The 13,009-nt window shown below is 59.0% G+C and carries 18 protein-coding genes and 1 pseudogene; 17 read left to right on the top strand and 2 right to left on the bottom strand.

Annotation, left to right across the window (positions count from 1 at the left end; genetic code table 11):
• Window positions 1-290: 290 nt before the first annotated feature.
• The 8 genes and pseudogenes from C3F12_02735 (at window position 291) to C3F12_02700 (ending at window position 6,332) form a co-directional block, all read left to right on the top strand.
• Window positions 291-455, top strand: a complete 165-nt coding sequence (locus C3F12_02735; protein PWB47879.1) for a zinc ribbon domain-containing protein — start codon at window positions 291-293, stop codon at window positions 453-455.
• Window positions 456-463: 8 nt separating this feature from the next.
• Window positions 464-757 (top strand): hypothetical protein, encoded by a 294-nt coding sequence (locus C3F12_02730; GenBank protein ID PWB47878.1) that lies wholly within the window; start codon window positions 464-466, stop codon window positions 755-757.
• Between the two features lie 9 nt (window positions 758-766).
• Complete coding sequence (locus C3F12_02725) at window positions 767-1,090, top strand: hypothetical protein (protein ID PWB47877.1); 324 nt, start codon at window positions 767-769, stop codon at window positions 1,088-1,090.
• A 30-nt stretch (window positions 1,091-1,120) separates the two neighbouring features.
• On the top strand, window positions 1,121-2,497 hold the full coding sequence (locus C3F12_02720; GenBank protein ID PWB47876.1) for a hypothetical protein: 1,377 nt from the start codon (window positions 1,121-1,123) through the stop codon (window positions 2,495-2,497).
• 56 nt (window positions 2,498-2,553) lie between these two features.
• Window positions 2,554-4,029, top strand: a pseudogene (hpnR, locus tag C3F12_02715) (hopanoid C-3 methylase HpnR).
• 59 nt (window positions 4,030-4,088) lie between these two features.
• Entirely contained in the window at window positions 4,089-5,300 is a 1,212-nt protein-coding gene (locus tag C3F12_02710; protein PWB47875.1) for a hypothetical protein, read from the top strand.
• Window positions 5,301-5,412: 112 nt separating this feature from the next.
• Window positions 5,413-6,018: an RNA polymerase subunit sigma gene (locus C3F12_02705; protein PWB47874.1), complete on the top strand. Its 606-nt coding sequence runs from the start codon at window positions 5,413-5,415 to the stop codon at window positions 6,016-6,018.
• On the top strand, window positions 6,015-6,332 hold the full coding sequence (locus tag C3F12_02700) for a hypothetical protein (protein ID PWB47873.1): 318 nt from the start codon (window positions 6,015-6,017) through the stop codon (window positions 6,330-6,332). Before C3F12_02705 ends, C3F12_02700 begins: the two co-directional genes overlap by 4 nt.
• 17 nt (window positions 6,333-6,349) lie before the next feature.
• Here the strand turns inward: C3F12_02700 and C3F12_02695 are convergent, their stop codons facing one another.
• Complete coding sequence (locus tag C3F12_02695) at window positions 6,350-6,580, bottom strand: hypothetical protein (protein PWB47872.1); 231 nt, start codon at window positions 6,578-6,580, stop codon at window positions 6,350-6,352.
• Between the two features lie 167 nt (window positions 6,581-6,747).
• Here C3F12_02695 and C3F12_02690 point away from each other — a divergent pair, with 167 nt between their 5' ends.
• From C3F12_02690 to C3F12_02675, 4 genes are all read left to right on the top strand, one after another.
• Window positions 6,748-7,365: a hypothetical protein gene (locus C3F12_02690; protein ID PWB47871.1), complete on the top strand. Its 618-nt coding sequence runs from the start codon at window positions 6,748-6,750 to the stop codon at window positions 7,363-7,365.
• Between the two features lie 201 nt (window positions 7,366-7,566).
• The gene (locus tag C3F12_02685; protein ID PWB47870.1) at window positions 7,567-8,226 is read left to right on the top strand and encodes a hypothetical protein; all 660 of its coding nucleotides are present in this window, start codon (window positions 7,567-7,569) and stop codon (window positions 8,224-8,226) included.
• A gap of 51 nt (window positions 8,227-8,277) precedes the next feature.
• Window positions 8,278-8,523, top strand: coding sequence for a peroxidase (locus tag C3F12_02680; GenBank protein PWB47869.1), 246 nt, complete (start codon window positions 8,278-8,280; stop codon window positions 8,521-8,523).
• Between the two features lie 102 nt (window positions 8,524-8,625).
• Window positions 8,626-8,823, top strand: coding sequence for a peroxidase (locus tag C3F12_02675; GenBank protein PWB47868.1), 198 nt, complete (start codon window positions 8,626-8,628; stop codon window positions 8,821-8,823).
• Between the two features lie 14 nt (window positions 8,824-8,837).
• On the opposite strand, the gene C3F12_02670 is transcribed toward C3F12_02675, so the two are convergent.
• A complete protein-coding gene (locus C3F12_02670) occupies window positions 8,838-9,698 on the bottom strand; it encodes a lipo-like protein (protein ID PWB47867.1) in 861 nt (286 codons plus the stop codon).
• A gap of 84 nt (window positions 9,699-9,782) precedes the next feature.
• Here C3F12_02670 and C3F12_02665 point away from each other — a divergent pair, with 84 nt between their 5' ends.
• From C3F12_02665 to C3F12_02645, 5 genes are all read left to right on the top strand, one after another.
• Window positions 9,783-10,328: a hypothetical protein gene (locus tag C3F12_02665; GenBank protein PWB47866.1), complete on the top strand. Its 546-nt coding sequence runs from the start codon at window positions 9,783-9,785 to the stop codon at window positions 10,326-10,328.
• Window positions 10,329-10,506: 178 nt separating this feature from the next.
• Entirely contained in the window at window positions 10,507-10,893 is a 387-nt protein-coding gene (locus tag C3F12_02660) for a hypothetical protein (protein PWB47865.1), read from the top strand.
• A 25-nt stretch (window positions 10,894-10,918) separates the two neighbouring features.
• Window positions 10,919-11,317, top strand: a complete 399-nt coding sequence (locus tag C3F12_02655) for a hypothetical protein (protein ID PWB47864.1) — start codon at window positions 10,919-10,921, stop codon at window positions 11,315-11,317.
• Window positions 11,318-11,361: 44 nt separating this feature from the next.
• Window positions 11,362-11,673, top strand: a complete 312-nt coding sequence (locus tag C3F12_02650; GenBank protein PWB47863.1) for a hypothetical protein — start codon at window positions 11,362-11,364, stop codon at window positions 11,671-11,673.
• 685 nt (window positions 11,674-12,358) lie between these two features.
• Window positions 12,359-12,877 carry a TVP38/TMEM64 family protein gene (locus tag C3F12_02645; protein ID PWB47998.1) on the top strand — a complete coding sequence of 173 codons (519 nt, stop codon included), beginning with the start codon at window positions 12,359-12,361 and terminating at the stop codon, window positions 12,875-12,877.
• The last annotated feature ends 132 nt before the right edge of the window (window positions 12,878-13,009 follow it).

Here is a 13,009-nt window from a genome sequence, read left to right as displayed (position 1 = left end):
CTTGCCAAACCTCTCGATATGTCGCTGTTTCTGCAGACCGTCGCCAGACTTATGTCGCAGACCACAGGTCAACTGGAAGAGAATCAAATGCCGTCGACTCCGTCCCGGGATACTTTCCGCATTGATTTCCTGACGCTACCCGCCATATAATGGCGTCGCTTTTCGTGGCACTCCGGCATAGGGAGTCGGCGTTGAAGCACGACCTCGAGCGTCTATTCCGTCGAGGTGCCACAGTGAGGTCTCGGTAGAATAACGCGGAGTCACGACCAGGCGAGGGGAGGGGTAGGTCGATGCCAAGCTACGATTTCAGGTGTGTGGAGTGTCGCAAGAAGTTCTCACTGACCATGGGGATTAAGGAGCGGGGGACTAAGCGATTGAAATGCCCGAAATGCGGCGCCGGAAAACCAGAGGCGATCTTTACCCCCTTTTTTGCAAAAACCTCGCGCAAGAGCTGAGGTGACAGATGATCCGGGTAAGGGGCACCAGAGGGTCTGTCGGCGTCCGCCTTGTGAAGCGCCTGGCTGTGCTCGGTATGCTCTCGGTCGGCTTCACCCTTGCCGCCATATCGGCCCCCCACGCCTGGGCAGGCCGAGCGCCCGTCAGCTTGGAGGGTGCGTTGGAGGCCCTCGGGTTCATCGTGCTCAAGAACGACCTAAGCGCCCCCGACTTTACGCTCCAGGATCCTTTCGGACAATCGATCCGACTGGCCGATCAGCGAGGGAAGGTCGTTTTTCTCACCTTCTGGACTACTTGGTGAGGGTACTGCCTGAGGGAGTTTCCCTCACTTGAACGGCTGTACCAACAGTTCAAGACGAGGGATTTTATCGTCCTGGCGGTGAATATGGGTGAGCCGGCCGATCAGATCCGCAGCTACATGCTCACGCACAAGTTGACCTTCCCAACTCTGGTCGATCTGAAATCTCAGGTCGCCGATCGCTATAGTGTTCGGGCTACGCCGACGCGGTTCGTGATTACACGCGAAGGAAAGGTGATTGCCGGAAGCATAGGGCCCAGAGACTGGACGAGTGGGGAGGCTCAGCGTTTGATCGAAATCCTGCTGGACGGCAGTCGGACGCCGCGAAAGGAGTAACGGCGCAGGTAACAGCCTCCTGTGATTCCGATGAGGGGATCTGATGCCGGCCATCCGTATGGAAACCCCGAGAGTCAGAGGAATATGAAACGGTTGCTCCTGGCCGCCGTCGTGATCAACGGCTGCCTGGGATATTCGGTTGGCGCATGGGCCGTCGACGGCCCGCGATCGGTTGTTAACGACCATGCGGACATCGAGTTTCTCAAAGATCATTGGCAGACACCAGTTCCATCTCAAGGCAAGGCCCCGGCGCATTTTTCGTCGATCGAGCGTTCGCTGGAGCCGGAAAGCTGCGGCGTCTGTCATCGAACCCAGTACGAGGAGTGGAGCGGCAGCCTGCACAGTCGGAGCATGGGGCCTGGGGTGACGGGACAGACCATGGAGTTGATCCATGACGATCCCAAGACCGCACTCTTGTGCTACAGTTGCCATGCCCCGCTGAGTGAGCAGCAGGAAAAGCGCGTCAAGAAGGAGGGCCGTCCACCGTCTCGAGTGAAGAAGAGGCGCCAGGCTCCAGGCTTGGGGGAGAGCGCCGGCGGGTCGGAGAGCGCCGGCGCCAAATACCAGACCAACCATGCCTTTTCGACCTCGCTTCAGCAAAAAGGTCTGAGCTGCGCCGGATGCCATGTGCGGGGCCACCAGCGTTTCGGACCGCCGAAGCGAGACGGCTCATTCGAGAACTCCGCTCCGGCGACGCAACTGCCGCACGGCGGCGCCATCAGGACGGCGGCCTTTGAACGCAGCGAGTTTTGCAAAGGATGCCATCAATTCGAGCCGAACGGCTATGCGCTGAACGGCAAGCTGCTGGAAGATACCTACAACGAATGGAAAGCGGGGTCGTATGCGCGGGAAGGGAAAAGCTGCCAGGGCTGCCATATGCCGGAGCGTCGGCACCTGTGGCGAGGGATCCACGATCCCGAGATGGTGAAGCAAGGCGTCTCCGTCAGCCTTTCATTGGACAAAAAGCGGTATCGGGTCGGGGAACAACTTCACGCTGAGATCACGCTGGTCAACACCGGGGTTGGGCATTATTTTCCGACCTACGTCACACCGAAGATCGTTGTCCGGTTTGAGTTGGTCGATACGGATGGAAAGCCGGTGGCGCAGAGCGCGCAAGAGGAACGGATCGGTCGGGAGGTCACGCTCGACCTGACCCGGGAGCTGTTTGACACCAGGTTAGCGCCTGGCGAAAGCCGTACGGTTCGTTATGCCAGAGCGATCGATCAGGCGGGGCTGACGCTGCGCGGGTCCATCATCATCGTGCCGGACGATTTCTATATCCGGTTCTACGAAGCCACGGCGCCGAAGGCTAAAACGAAGGAGGCCAGGGCGCTGCTGGAGCAGGCTATGCGCGAGGGGCGAGCGCGATCCTTTCTCCTCTACACAGAGGACATCACAGTCTCGTAACATAGCCGATTGCTGAGAGCTGCCGCCCGATGGCTGATGAGTAGTGGAGGAGTATGGTGAAGGTCCTATTTGTGCACCCAAGCTGCCTGATGTATTCGGAGCTGTTCCTGCGGCTGGAGCCGCTCGGGTTAGAGCGGGTTGCTCAGGCCGCCAGATTGGCGGGTCATGAGGTGCGGCTGTTTGACCTGCAGGTATTTGATCGCCAGGACTACCTGCGGGAACTTCAGGAGTTCCGCCCCCAGACCGTCGGATTCTCACTGAGTTTTCTGGCGAATGTACCGGAGGTGCTGGACCTGGCGAAAGAGACCAAGCGCCTGCTGCCGGACTGTTTTGTCTTTGCCGGCGGCCACAGCGCCTCCTTCATCCCACAAGAGCTGCTGGCGCATGCGCGGGGTGCCCTCGACTGCATCGTGCGCGGTGAAGGGGAGCCGATTGCTCCGCTCCTCCTCGAAGCGATCCCGGATGGCGGGATCGAACGACTACCCGGCATCGTCACGGCAGATGCCGTCGGTCCCCCGCCGATGATGCTGCACGACCTTGATCGCACATTACCGGCCCGGGACCTGGCGCGCCGACGGCACAAATATTTCATCGGAGTCCTGGATCCCTGCGCCTCAATCGAGTTTACTCGTGGCTGCCCATGGGACTGCTCCTTTTGCAGCGCGTGGACGTTTTACGGTCGAAGCTACCGCAAGATCTCCCCGGAGGTGATCGGGGAGGACCTGACCCGGATGCAGGAGCCGAACGCCTTCATCGTGGACGATGTGGCGTTCATTCATCCGGAGGATGGGATGGCGATCGGCCGCGAGATCGAGCGTCGGGGGATCCGTAAGCAATATTACCTGGAGACCCGGTGCGATGTCTTGCTCCGCAATCAGGAGATCTTTGCGTACTGGAAGCGGCTGGGGCTTCGGTATATGTTCCTCGGATTGGAGGCCCTGGACGAGGAGGGCCTGAAGGCGATTCGGAAGCGCGCAACGCCCAGCGACAACTTCAAGGCCCTGGAAGTGGCGCGGACCATGGGATTTACGGTGGCGCTCAACATTATCGCCGACTCGGGCTGGGATGAGGAGCGGTTTCGGATCATTCGGGAGTGGGCCGCGGGCGTCCCCGAGATCGTCCACCTGACCGTCAACACGCCGTATCCGGGTACGGAGACCTGGCTCACCGAGTCAAGGCGGCTGACGTCGCTCGATTACCGCCTCTTCGATGTCCAGCATGCCGTACTGCCCACAACGCTTCCGCTGAAACGATTTTACGAAGAGTTAGTGAAGACCCAGGCGGTCTTGAATCGCAAGCACCTGGGCTGGGCGGCGGTTCGAGGGACCTTTGCGACAGCCTCCAGACTGCTGTTGCAGGGGCAGACCAACTTTGTCCGAATGCTCTGGAAGTTCTCACAGGTCTATAATCCGGACCGGCAATATGGCGATCATTTGAAAGAGGTGAAATATACGCTGACCCCGCCGCCGGATAAACAGGAGGTCAAGCCGACGCCGGCCAAGCTCTTTGTCCATGCTCCAGGGGCGGCTGAGCACCGAAGGGCCCAGGCCGACGTTGCAATGTTTCAACAGGCTGAAAAGGAGAAGGTGCAGTGAAGAGGCAAGTCATCGCATTTTTCGTTGTGACCGGGTTGGCGGCTGGGCTGGCGCTGGCATCCGAATGGTACATGAGCCACGATCACTGGTATGCCAAGGAACCGGAAAAAGATTTCGCCCTCGCGAGGCTCATCGCCGATATCCGGTTGGCCACGCAGCGCTATCAGGACCTGGAGCAGGCCAAGGCGGACGGATATGTACAGATCTCGGGGAATGTGCCGCTGGAAGGCTATCACTTTCAGAAGGCTGGGCTGACACCCTTTGACTATACCCACCCCCCGATGCTGCTGTACACCGAACGGCAGGGGCGCTGGCAACTGGTCGCCCTGAAGTATACGGCCTCCGGTAGCCGTCCCGACGAGAGCCCGTTTCAGGGCATTGACTGGGAACGGAATCTGGCGATCTGTCGCTATGCCGACTGGCAGGAGTATCGATCCACGACCCGAGAAGGGTGCCCTCAGGCTCATCCTGAAACCCAGAGCGCATTGACCGCCTGGTATCCGGATACATGGTCGATCAGTCTCTGGATCTGGTATCCGAATCCGTACGGACTGTTCGCCGGCATGAATCCTCTGCTGGCGCCATTCGATGATCACACCATCCCGCCGGATGAGGCCGGGAGCTGGGACACCTGGAAGGCGCATACGGAGTTTTCAAACTTCAACCATCACTTCTCGGGATGGTTGGTGCTCGTCATGGGAATGGCGATGACCGGCGCCGCCCTGTGGGGCAGTAAGGAATCCCGATTCGCCCACCTGTGGCCCGTGCTGACGCTGGCTGTAGCGCTGTTTATCCTGTACCGCAGCGACCCGGAGTATTGGCCGTTCGGCCCCAGGACGCTGACCGAACTGCTGGGCGATCGCGAGGCGATTGAACACAAGCTGTCCGGCGTCATCGTACTCGCTATGGGCTCTGTCGAATGGCTGAGGGCGCGCGGGACCTTCAATCATTGGGTCTGGGGGATGATCTTTCCCTTACTGGCCATCATGGGCGGGACGACGCTGTTGTTTCATCTGCACCCCATCAGCAACTTCAACTACCTCGGGCGCGCCAATTCGCCCCATACGACCGAGGGGATCACCGCCATCCTGGCCGGGATGACCTACCTGTTGGGCAGCCTGGGGATCATGAAGCAGCGGTGGTGGGGATTGGTGCCGGCTTTGTTCGTGATTCTCATGGGGGTTCAGCTTATCGTCTACGTCGAGTAGCGATGCTTCATCGTCTCTGGGTGGGCTACTCATGATTGGCTGAACGCGCTTCTCCCGTGCAGGGACTTCAAGTTCCGAATCCCTTCGCAGCCTCACGGCATCTAACACTGCATTGAGGGATGCGTTGAGCCTCTCGGATCAGGACCTCGTCGAGCAGATAAAGGCAGGAGAAGATGCGCCCTTCGAGGCGCTCCTAGAGCGCTATCGGGACAGGGTGTATCGGCTCGTCGTATCGTTCACTAAGAACCCGGCGGATGCCGAGGAGGTCCTCCAGGACGTCTTTCTGACGGTCTTTCGGAAGATCGCCAGCTTTGAGCACCGATCGTCCTTCAGCACCTGGCTCTATCGGATCACCGTCAATACAGCCCTCATGAAGCTCCGGAGCCGAGGGCCTGTCCAAGAATCGATCGACGAGTACCTGCCCCAGTTCACCAAGGACGGACGGCATGCCCGCATGGTTGTGGACTTTACTCAGGGACCGGAGAAACTGCTCCTTCGGAAGGAGCGAGAGCAGGTCCTTCGGGAGGCCATCGAGGCTCTTCCGCCTGACTACAAGGTCGTCCTCGTTCTGCGGGACCTCGAAGGACTCTCGAACGAAGAGGTGGCGGAGATCGTAGGCGCCAGCGTGTTGGCCATCAAGGCCCGCCTGCATCGGGCCCGCCTGGTCCTTCGTGGGAGGCTCGAACGGTACGTAACGGCATCTGGAGCACAATCATGATCCTGTGGGGGCGTTTGACACGTTGGGCTCGGAAGCTGTTTAGAGGAAGCGCAAAGATGCTGACCTGTCAGGAGCAGGTTGAACTCCTTGCTGATTACCTTGAGGGAACCCTTCATCCCGAGACCGCTCGTGCGCTAGAGCAGCATCTGGAGGGATGTCCGGAGTGCCTCAACTTTATCAAGACCTATCAGGCTACGAATACCTGGGTTAGGGAGATCACCTGCGAAGAGATGCCCGAGGAATTGACCATCCGATTGACGAGCTTCCTCAAGGCGAAGATTCGCCAGGAGAATATAGGCGAGCAGCACCCATGAGCACCACCTTCCGGCTTTCACACCATGTCTGTCCTTTCTGTCGGAAGACCGGTCACACCCGTGGATAGATATGCCTCAAGCTGGTAGATTTCCCCGTGATATTTCCGAGTCATCATACAGCACCGCTCCCGCTTCTGCTTCTGTAGTCTCTCCCTGATATTCAATCGAGCCGTCTCATTGCCTGCTTGCCAAGGCCGCTGCTGGTCATCGGTCTTCAGGAAAAGACTGGCGAATCCTTCCAGCCTCATACTTCAGCGCGACCGTGAATCCTCCGGGCTGCCCCTGCATCTAAAGGACGGAGAAGGGGCGGGCCGACAACTCCGCCCGTTGGATCACGACGCAATAGAACTGCCGAGGATATCAACGAAGACAGGGTCAGCCAAGACCCACATGCACAGCAATGGAGGAGAAGACCATGAAACGCTTCAGTATCGGTTCAGCAGTCATGGCGGGGTTCCTGGGCACGCTTGCGATGACGGCCCTGATGTATATGGCCTCGCTCATGGGACTCCCCAAGATGGATCTGATCGGGGCCCTGGGGCAAGCGCTGCCCATCGGCCTACCGACCTACCTTACAGGAAGCCTGGTTCATCTGTTCAACGGGGTCGTTCTTGCGATTATCTATGCCGTGGCGTTCGCCACGTGGCTTCCCGGCCCACGGCCCCTCAAGGGCGCTCTTTATTCCATCCTCCCCTGGATCGTCGCGATGGTAGCGCTGGCGCCGGCCCTGGCGGTGCTGCATTCCCTCTTGGCTGGGTCCGCCGCCGTACCGGCCATGAATCCCTGCGGCCCGGTAGTCGTCGCGAACCCATGTGCAGCGGTGGTTACTGCGAACCCCTGTGCAGCGGTGACGCCAGGCGCGGGAACCGCGCCAAGTGCAATGCTCATGGCAGGGATGAGTCTGATGGCCCACTTGCTCTACGGTGTCGTCGTTGGGGCGGTGTACCGCGCGAAGGACTGCGTGGGAAGCCACAACCCCGAATCGAGTCCAAGGGTTGAGGATATAACGTGTCAGCTCGGAAACACAAGATGATGTCTTCACCAACGGCGCCGTCGTTTTGACAACGCAAAAGAGACTCGCCTTGATCGAGCAAAAACGACCCACCCTTGTTCAATGGTGGTCGAGCCTGTGAGAAGGTAAGGAAGGTCGGAGGCTTTTCCAAGCTGTGATGACAAGGGGACATCGTGGACGAGTACGGCGTTACCGAGAACGGAAGCCTTACCTCTTACTGGGATGGGTAAACGGCTTGCCGGAGTGAACGTGATGGATGTGGCGATTAGCCTCTGGCCCTTCTTCATCAGATACGGTTATGCGATCCTCTTCCTCGGGATCGCCATGGAGAATGCTGGGCTGCCCCTCCCCGGTGAGGTCGTCCTCTTTGCCGCGGGCTTTTTAGCCTCCACGGCTCCTTCACACTTCAAACTTTTCGTGGTCATTGCATTGGGGGCGGCCGGCGCCGTGGGGGGCGATAGTCTCGGCTACCTCATGGGCCGTCTGGGTGGAGAGCGCCTGTCGCGGCTGTACTGCAGGATCACGCTGGGCTCAACCGAGTGCGCCCAGAAGACGCATGACTACTTCACGAGGCGTGGCGGAGGCCTGACGGTCGCCTTCGCCCGTTTTGTGGTGGGCGTCAGGACCTTCGCTGCTCCCATGGCGGGCTCCACCAGGATGGCCTATCCTCGTTTCCTGGCCTACGATGCGTTGGGGGCGGTGCTCTGGGCAGCACTGGTGACGATCGCCGGGTATCTCTTCGGAAGCCGTTGGGAACGGCTTCTGGCCGGCTACCGCTGGTACTATGGCTTTGTCCTGCTCAGCGTCCTTCTCGTTGCTCTTCTGTATCTGCTCATGAAATCCCATCGGCGTCGCCGATATGGATCTGCGACGAGCGTGTAAGGAGGCGTGAAGTTGGCCACGTTTCGCGGTGAGCGCCAAAGGAGGAGAGGAATGACATGGATCAACGTGATAGAGGAACGCGAGGCCCAGGGGAATCTCAAGAGCCTCTACGAAGGACTCCGGAAACAGACGGGGATGGTCCCCAATATCATGAAGGTCTTCAGTCTCCATCCGGAGGCGATGGGGGCTACCCTGCAGATGTTCCAGGTCCTGATGTATGGCCCAGCGGCATTGGGCCGTGCCCAGCGGGAGATGATCGCCCTCGTCGTCTCATCCATCAATCGGTGCCACTACTGAATCGTCCACCACGGAGAGGCTCTCCGTCAGGAGACGAAGGACGACACGCTGGTCAAGCAGCTTGCTGAGGACTATCGGAAGGCGATCCTCGACCCGAAGACATTGGCGCTCCTGGAGTACACCGAGCGGATTACCCGGGATGCCGCTTCGATGACTCGAACCGAGATCCAACGACTCCGGGAAAAAGGGGTATCCGATGAAGAGATCCTCCATACGGTGGAGATCGCCAGCTATTTCAACTATATCAACCGTGTCACCGATGCCTTGGGGGTGGAGCTGGAATCTGAGTGGGGGGCGTGATTGTTCCACGCCGATCACTGGCACCCGCCCTCTCTGCTCGTGGTCGTCCAGGTCAGGTGCTTGTAGTCGAAGTCACCCTCCTCGATGAGGTTGAATTTGATGATCTGGAAGTTGGGGCTCAGGTCGAAGTCGCGCGGCAAAATCTGCGAGTAGTGGCGCATCGTCAAGGGGTAGGCGTATGGGACGGCCTCGAGCAGCATGTCGTCAGGTGGATTGCCGATATCGACCACCGGCAGGATCGGGTAGCCGACCCGCTGGAAGGCCTGGGCGATCATCCCTGAACAGATCACCTGGTGCTCGGTGCAGTTGCCCAGGCAGGTCTGGATGGTCCGCCGCTTCAGGAAGCCGAACTCCACCGGGCTGAGGAGCATCAGGGTCAGATCCAGGAAATTACGGTGGTCGTACGCCTTGCCGAGGTCCGCCAGGACAGCGTCGATCACGCGATCCAGATCGGCAGGGTCGAGCTTGAAGGGCTTGCAGATCCGGAGGTTGTGCCACCGATACTTGGCGAGTGGCGAGGCCACCACCCCGTGATCGGTCAGCGCCTCAATGAGCAGGCGGTCCGCAAGCTGGCCGAACTGGCTCACCGCCTGCTCGCGCACTGTTCCCCCCCGGCGCAGCAGTGCATCTCCCACGTAGAGGGCACAATGGCTCCACTGGCTCTGGGTGGTGTACTTGATGAGTTGGCTGATTCCGAGCATCCCCTCGATGAGGACCACATCCCCTTTCCGGATATGCTTATAGAGCCGCTCCATGCTGTTGGGGACCTTGATGTCATACGTGCTAACCGCTCGGTTGAGGCGACGCGTGACCGCCTGCTTCATAATCTCCTTCAACCAAACAAAGGGTAATCGAAGGGCTGCAGAGCATTGCATCGCTGACACCTTACACGCTCACATCTATTAGATGCGGCAGCGCAGCCCAAGGATACGCCGAAGCGTGGAAAGACGGCGCATCCCATGTCGCGCATCCTTTCCGCTTTCTGCCTCATCTATAGAAGTAGCGTGAACAGGATAGGTGGAATGGTCGGCTGGATGGAGGGAAGGCAGATGAAGCGCCACAAGATCAGGAAGTTAGCGCTATTGCTCCTCGTGGGGGTCCTTCTGCTCGCAAGGCCGGGAGGCGCAGAGGAGATACAGGAGAAAAGGAGCCTCACCAATCTCAAAGGAGAAGTAGTGACCGTTCCCGGCGACGTCCCGGACAAACAGGCGTTCAGCCTGCTCGGCATGCAGAGCATCACGGCTGAAACCCCGGCCGGCAAACATGGGGTGATCCTGATCATCTACAACAACCCAAAAAGCCAGGGCATGGGGAACTACGTGGAGACCTACAACTTCGCGGGCGACCTCCTGGAGATCACCTGGTCCGATGAAGGGGGGCAGGTGAGGGTGGCTCAAGACAAGAACCTGACAGACCCTGATGCGAAAGAGCTGGCGAAGGTCTTGGTGATGGACCTGGGCTACAGGCCAAGCGTTGATGAGCGGCCCGCTCGTCTGCACTTTTAGAGGGGAAGACGATGGAAGGCCTTATAGGATTGTTAGCCGTGATCGGAATCGTGTACTGGCTTGCCAGTAAAAGCGGCTCGACCTGAGGGACGTCATGCCCCCCGGAGGGGGGTGTCCCGGATGAGAAGGATTCTAAACGCGAGGTCGAAAGAGAGTAGGGGCAAAGGAAGTAGAGACAATGAGTACACATGTGAGCGTGACATGGCAACAGCGGTTCCTTAGCTTGATGACGGCGATCCTTTTCACTCTTGGCGTCATGGTCTTGTTCGAGGTTGGGACGGCAGAGGCCAGAGGGTTTCACGGGGGAGCACGTGGTGGGTTTCACGGGGGATCGCATGGCAGCTTCGGCCATCACGGCTTCCATAGGGGTTTCGGCGGTCATGGACTGCACGGCGGCTTCGGTCATCACGGTTCACACGGGGAGTTCAGCTACTACAGTTATCCGTACTTCTCCTATCGTTTCTATCCATCGTACGGGTATCCCTATTACGGCTCCTGCTATGGCTATGACGCCTACGGCCGTTGCGTGGGCTATGCACCTACTGGCGGTTACTACCCCTACTGATGCGGAATAGCCCTTGCGGCCTCCCGTGCGACATGTCCAGTTTTGCCTTCTGGCTCTCGGGCTCTCGCTGACGGCGTGCGCGGCTGGTCAGATCCTGGGCCACACGTACATTAATGAGGCCAAGGCTTGGCCCATGGCCATGGTGTATGACTCGGAGGGCGGCAAACTGATCGAGGAGTCCAGGCATCTGGTGAAGAATCTTACGGAGGCCTCCCAGCACCTCAACGAGATCAGCGAGAAGATCGCCCGAGGCGAAGGAATCCTGGGAGGATTTCTGGTCGATCCGACCCTCTATGAGGATTTGACGGCGCTTTTGGATGGCACGCAGCGAAGCTGGCTGCTGCGTTCAGTGATCCAGCGTACACTCGAGTCGGGGCGGCAAGCGCAAAAAGACAAGCGGACGGCGGAAGTCAAGGGTAGGTGAAGTATAATATTGACTCGTATTACGTTTAACCAGGCAGCAGGTATGTGCCGGCTCAGCGCCATGACGAGCTCATCCCGAAGCGGCGCACTTGGCATGGCATACAGACCACCTCAGGCACGGGATGGCGTGGCCTCGTGTGGGCGGCTCGCAAGAGGATGCTGGGCAGCCAGGACACGGTCAATCTCGTCTTTGACCCGCGGATGGCTCCTCAGTCGCTCAAAGATTTGGGGATGGACGGTATGCAGGTGCTCCAAAAGGCTCTGGCCATCGAGCGGCAATCCCAAGGCATGCTGATCAAGAATCCAGTCGCTCAGCCGATCTTTTGCCTGCCGGTGGACGCTGGGATCCTGAAATAGCAGCTTAAGCAGACGCGTAAACGACGGTGCACTCATGTCTGTCTCCTTCCATTTTTTAGATGGCAGCGCAAGTATCTGAGATGCGCGCGATTGGGATTGCGATTTGCACATGACTCCGGCTCACCCCCAACTGCACCTGCCCGCGTTTCATCCAAGAGAGATCACCCGCCTCGGTGTACCCGCTCGATTGAACAGCGAATCGCTTACGCGGTTCTTTGCATCTCAACGATTGAATCGCAAAACACAACAGCGCGGGAGATTGAGTAAGGGGAAGGACAGTGTCATGCTCGAATCGGTAAAAGGCCTGCGCATTCCTCTCATCACCACGCCACAGATAAGGATTCCGACCCTTCCTGGCCGGTAGGCCCCGGTTCGCTTTACCTTCTTTTGGACGGGGACGGGCGTTGGGGTGGAGGCAACTACGAGGTGACCGTTCAGCCCTCAATTTTGCGAAGACCGTCTGAGGAGAAGCCCGATCCTGGGAAGAGGCATACAAGTGTCTAAGCTGGGCAAGAAGCTCCTCCTGGTTGCTGTGGGCGCGAGCCTCGGGCTGTCCCTGTTCCTCCCTGCCGTCCTAGTATTTCTTCAGCAAGCGGTTCGCCTCCTCGGCCAGGGGGATGTTGAGGCGCTCAAGGTGTTTCTCCTTTCCTTCGGGGTTTGGGCGCCTGTCATCTCGTTCCTGCTCATGGTCCTCCAGTCCGTCATCGCTCCCCTCCCAGCTTTTGTTCTTACCCTCACCAACGGCCTCCTCTTCGGCGCCTTCTGGGGGGGTGTGCTGTCCTGGGGAAGCGCCATGGCGGGGGCGGCTCTCTGCTTCGGCCTCAGCAGGCTTTTCGGTCGCCGCTTGGTAGAAAGATTGGTCAGCCCCTCCGCATTAACTCGATCCGATGCCTTCTTTGCTCGCTATGGCAAACGCGCCGTCCTCGTTGCCCGTCTCCTCCCCTGGATCTCCTTTGATCTGATAAGCTATGGGGCGGGGTTGACCCCGATGGGATTCTGGGGCTTCTGGAGCATGACTGGTGTTGGTCAGCTTCCCGCTACCCTCTTTTACAGTTACCTGGGCCACCAGGCGGGGAGATCGCTACGGGCGGCGTTCTTTGTTCTCAGTTCCCTCTTCGCGATCGGGATCCTCACGGCCCTGCTGGGGCCCTTGGTCAAACGTCGCGTCACCGCTCAGCACCCAGTAGACGGGGAGGAATCCTGATGGCTTGAACTGTGAATTCCTATAGGGAGGCGAATCGTTTTCTTCGCTATACTCATCTTAACAGCAAGTGACACGGGGGAGGACTAGTACTTGATTGCAATAATACCCGTAACGTCATTCCCGCAGTCCTTA

This window comes from Candidatus Methylomirabilota bacterium, from assembly GCA_003104975.1.
Lineage (GTDB): Bacteria > Methylomirabilota > Methylomirabilia > Methylomirabilales > Methylomirabilaceae > Methylomirabilis.
The sequence above is the reverse complement of the archived record's forward strand: the minus strand, read 5'-3'. Positions and strand labels throughout refer to the sequence as shown.

What these genes read in the sequence shown, in the direction of transcription:
- C3F12_02685 (PWB47870.1), top strand. Translation starts at nt 7,567, where the DNA reads ATGGGTAAACGGCTTGCCGGAGTGAACGTGATGGATGTGGCGATTAGC.
- C3F12_02735 (PWB47879.1), top strand. Translation starts at nt 291, where the DNA reads ATGCCAAGCTACGATTTCAGGTGTGTGGAGTGTCGCAAGAAGTTCTCA.
- C3F12_02670 (PWB47867.1), bottom strand. Translation starts at nt 9,698, where the DNA reads ATGCAATGCTCTGCAGCCCTTCGATTACCCTTTGTTTGGTTGAAGGAG.
- C3F12_02720 (PWB47876.1), top strand. Translation starts at nt 1,121, where the DNA reads ATGAGGGGATCTGATGCCGGCCATCCGTATGGAAACCCCGAGAGTCAG.
- C3F12_02645 (PWB47998.1), top strand. Translation starts at nt 12,359, where the DNA reads ATGGTCCTCCAGTCCGTCATCGCTCCCCTCCCAGCTTTTGTTCTTACC.
- C3F12_02730 (PWB47878.1), top strand. Translation starts at nt 464, where the DNA reads ATGATCCGGGTAAGGGGCACCAGAGGGTCTGTCGGCGTCCGCCTTGTG.
- C3F12_02665 (PWB47866.1), top strand. Translation starts at nt 9,783, where the DNA reads ATGTCGCGCATCCTTTCCGCTTTCTGCCTCATCTATAGAAGTAGCGTG.
- C3F12_02660 (PWB47865.1), top strand. Translation starts at nt 10,507, where the DNA reads ATGAGTACACATGTGAGCGTGACATGGCAACAGCGGTTCCTTAGCTTG.
- C3F12_02680 (PWB47869.1), top strand. Translation starts at nt 8,278, where the DNA reads ATGACATGGATCAACGTGATAGAGGAACGCGAGGCCCAGGGGAATCTC.
- C3F12_02700 (PWB47873.1), top strand. Translation starts at nt 6,015, where the DNA reads ATGATCCTGTGGGGGCGTTTGACACGTTGGGCTCGGAAGCTGTTTAGA.
- C3F12_02695 (PWB47872.1), bottom strand. Translation starts at nt 6,580, where the DNA reads ATGAGGCTGGAAGGATTCGCCAGTCTTTTCCTGAAGACCGATGACCAG.
- C3F12_02690 (PWB47871.1), top strand. Translation starts at nt 6,748, where the DNA reads ATGAAACGCTTCAGTATCGGTTCAGCAGTCATGGCGGGGTTCCTGGGC.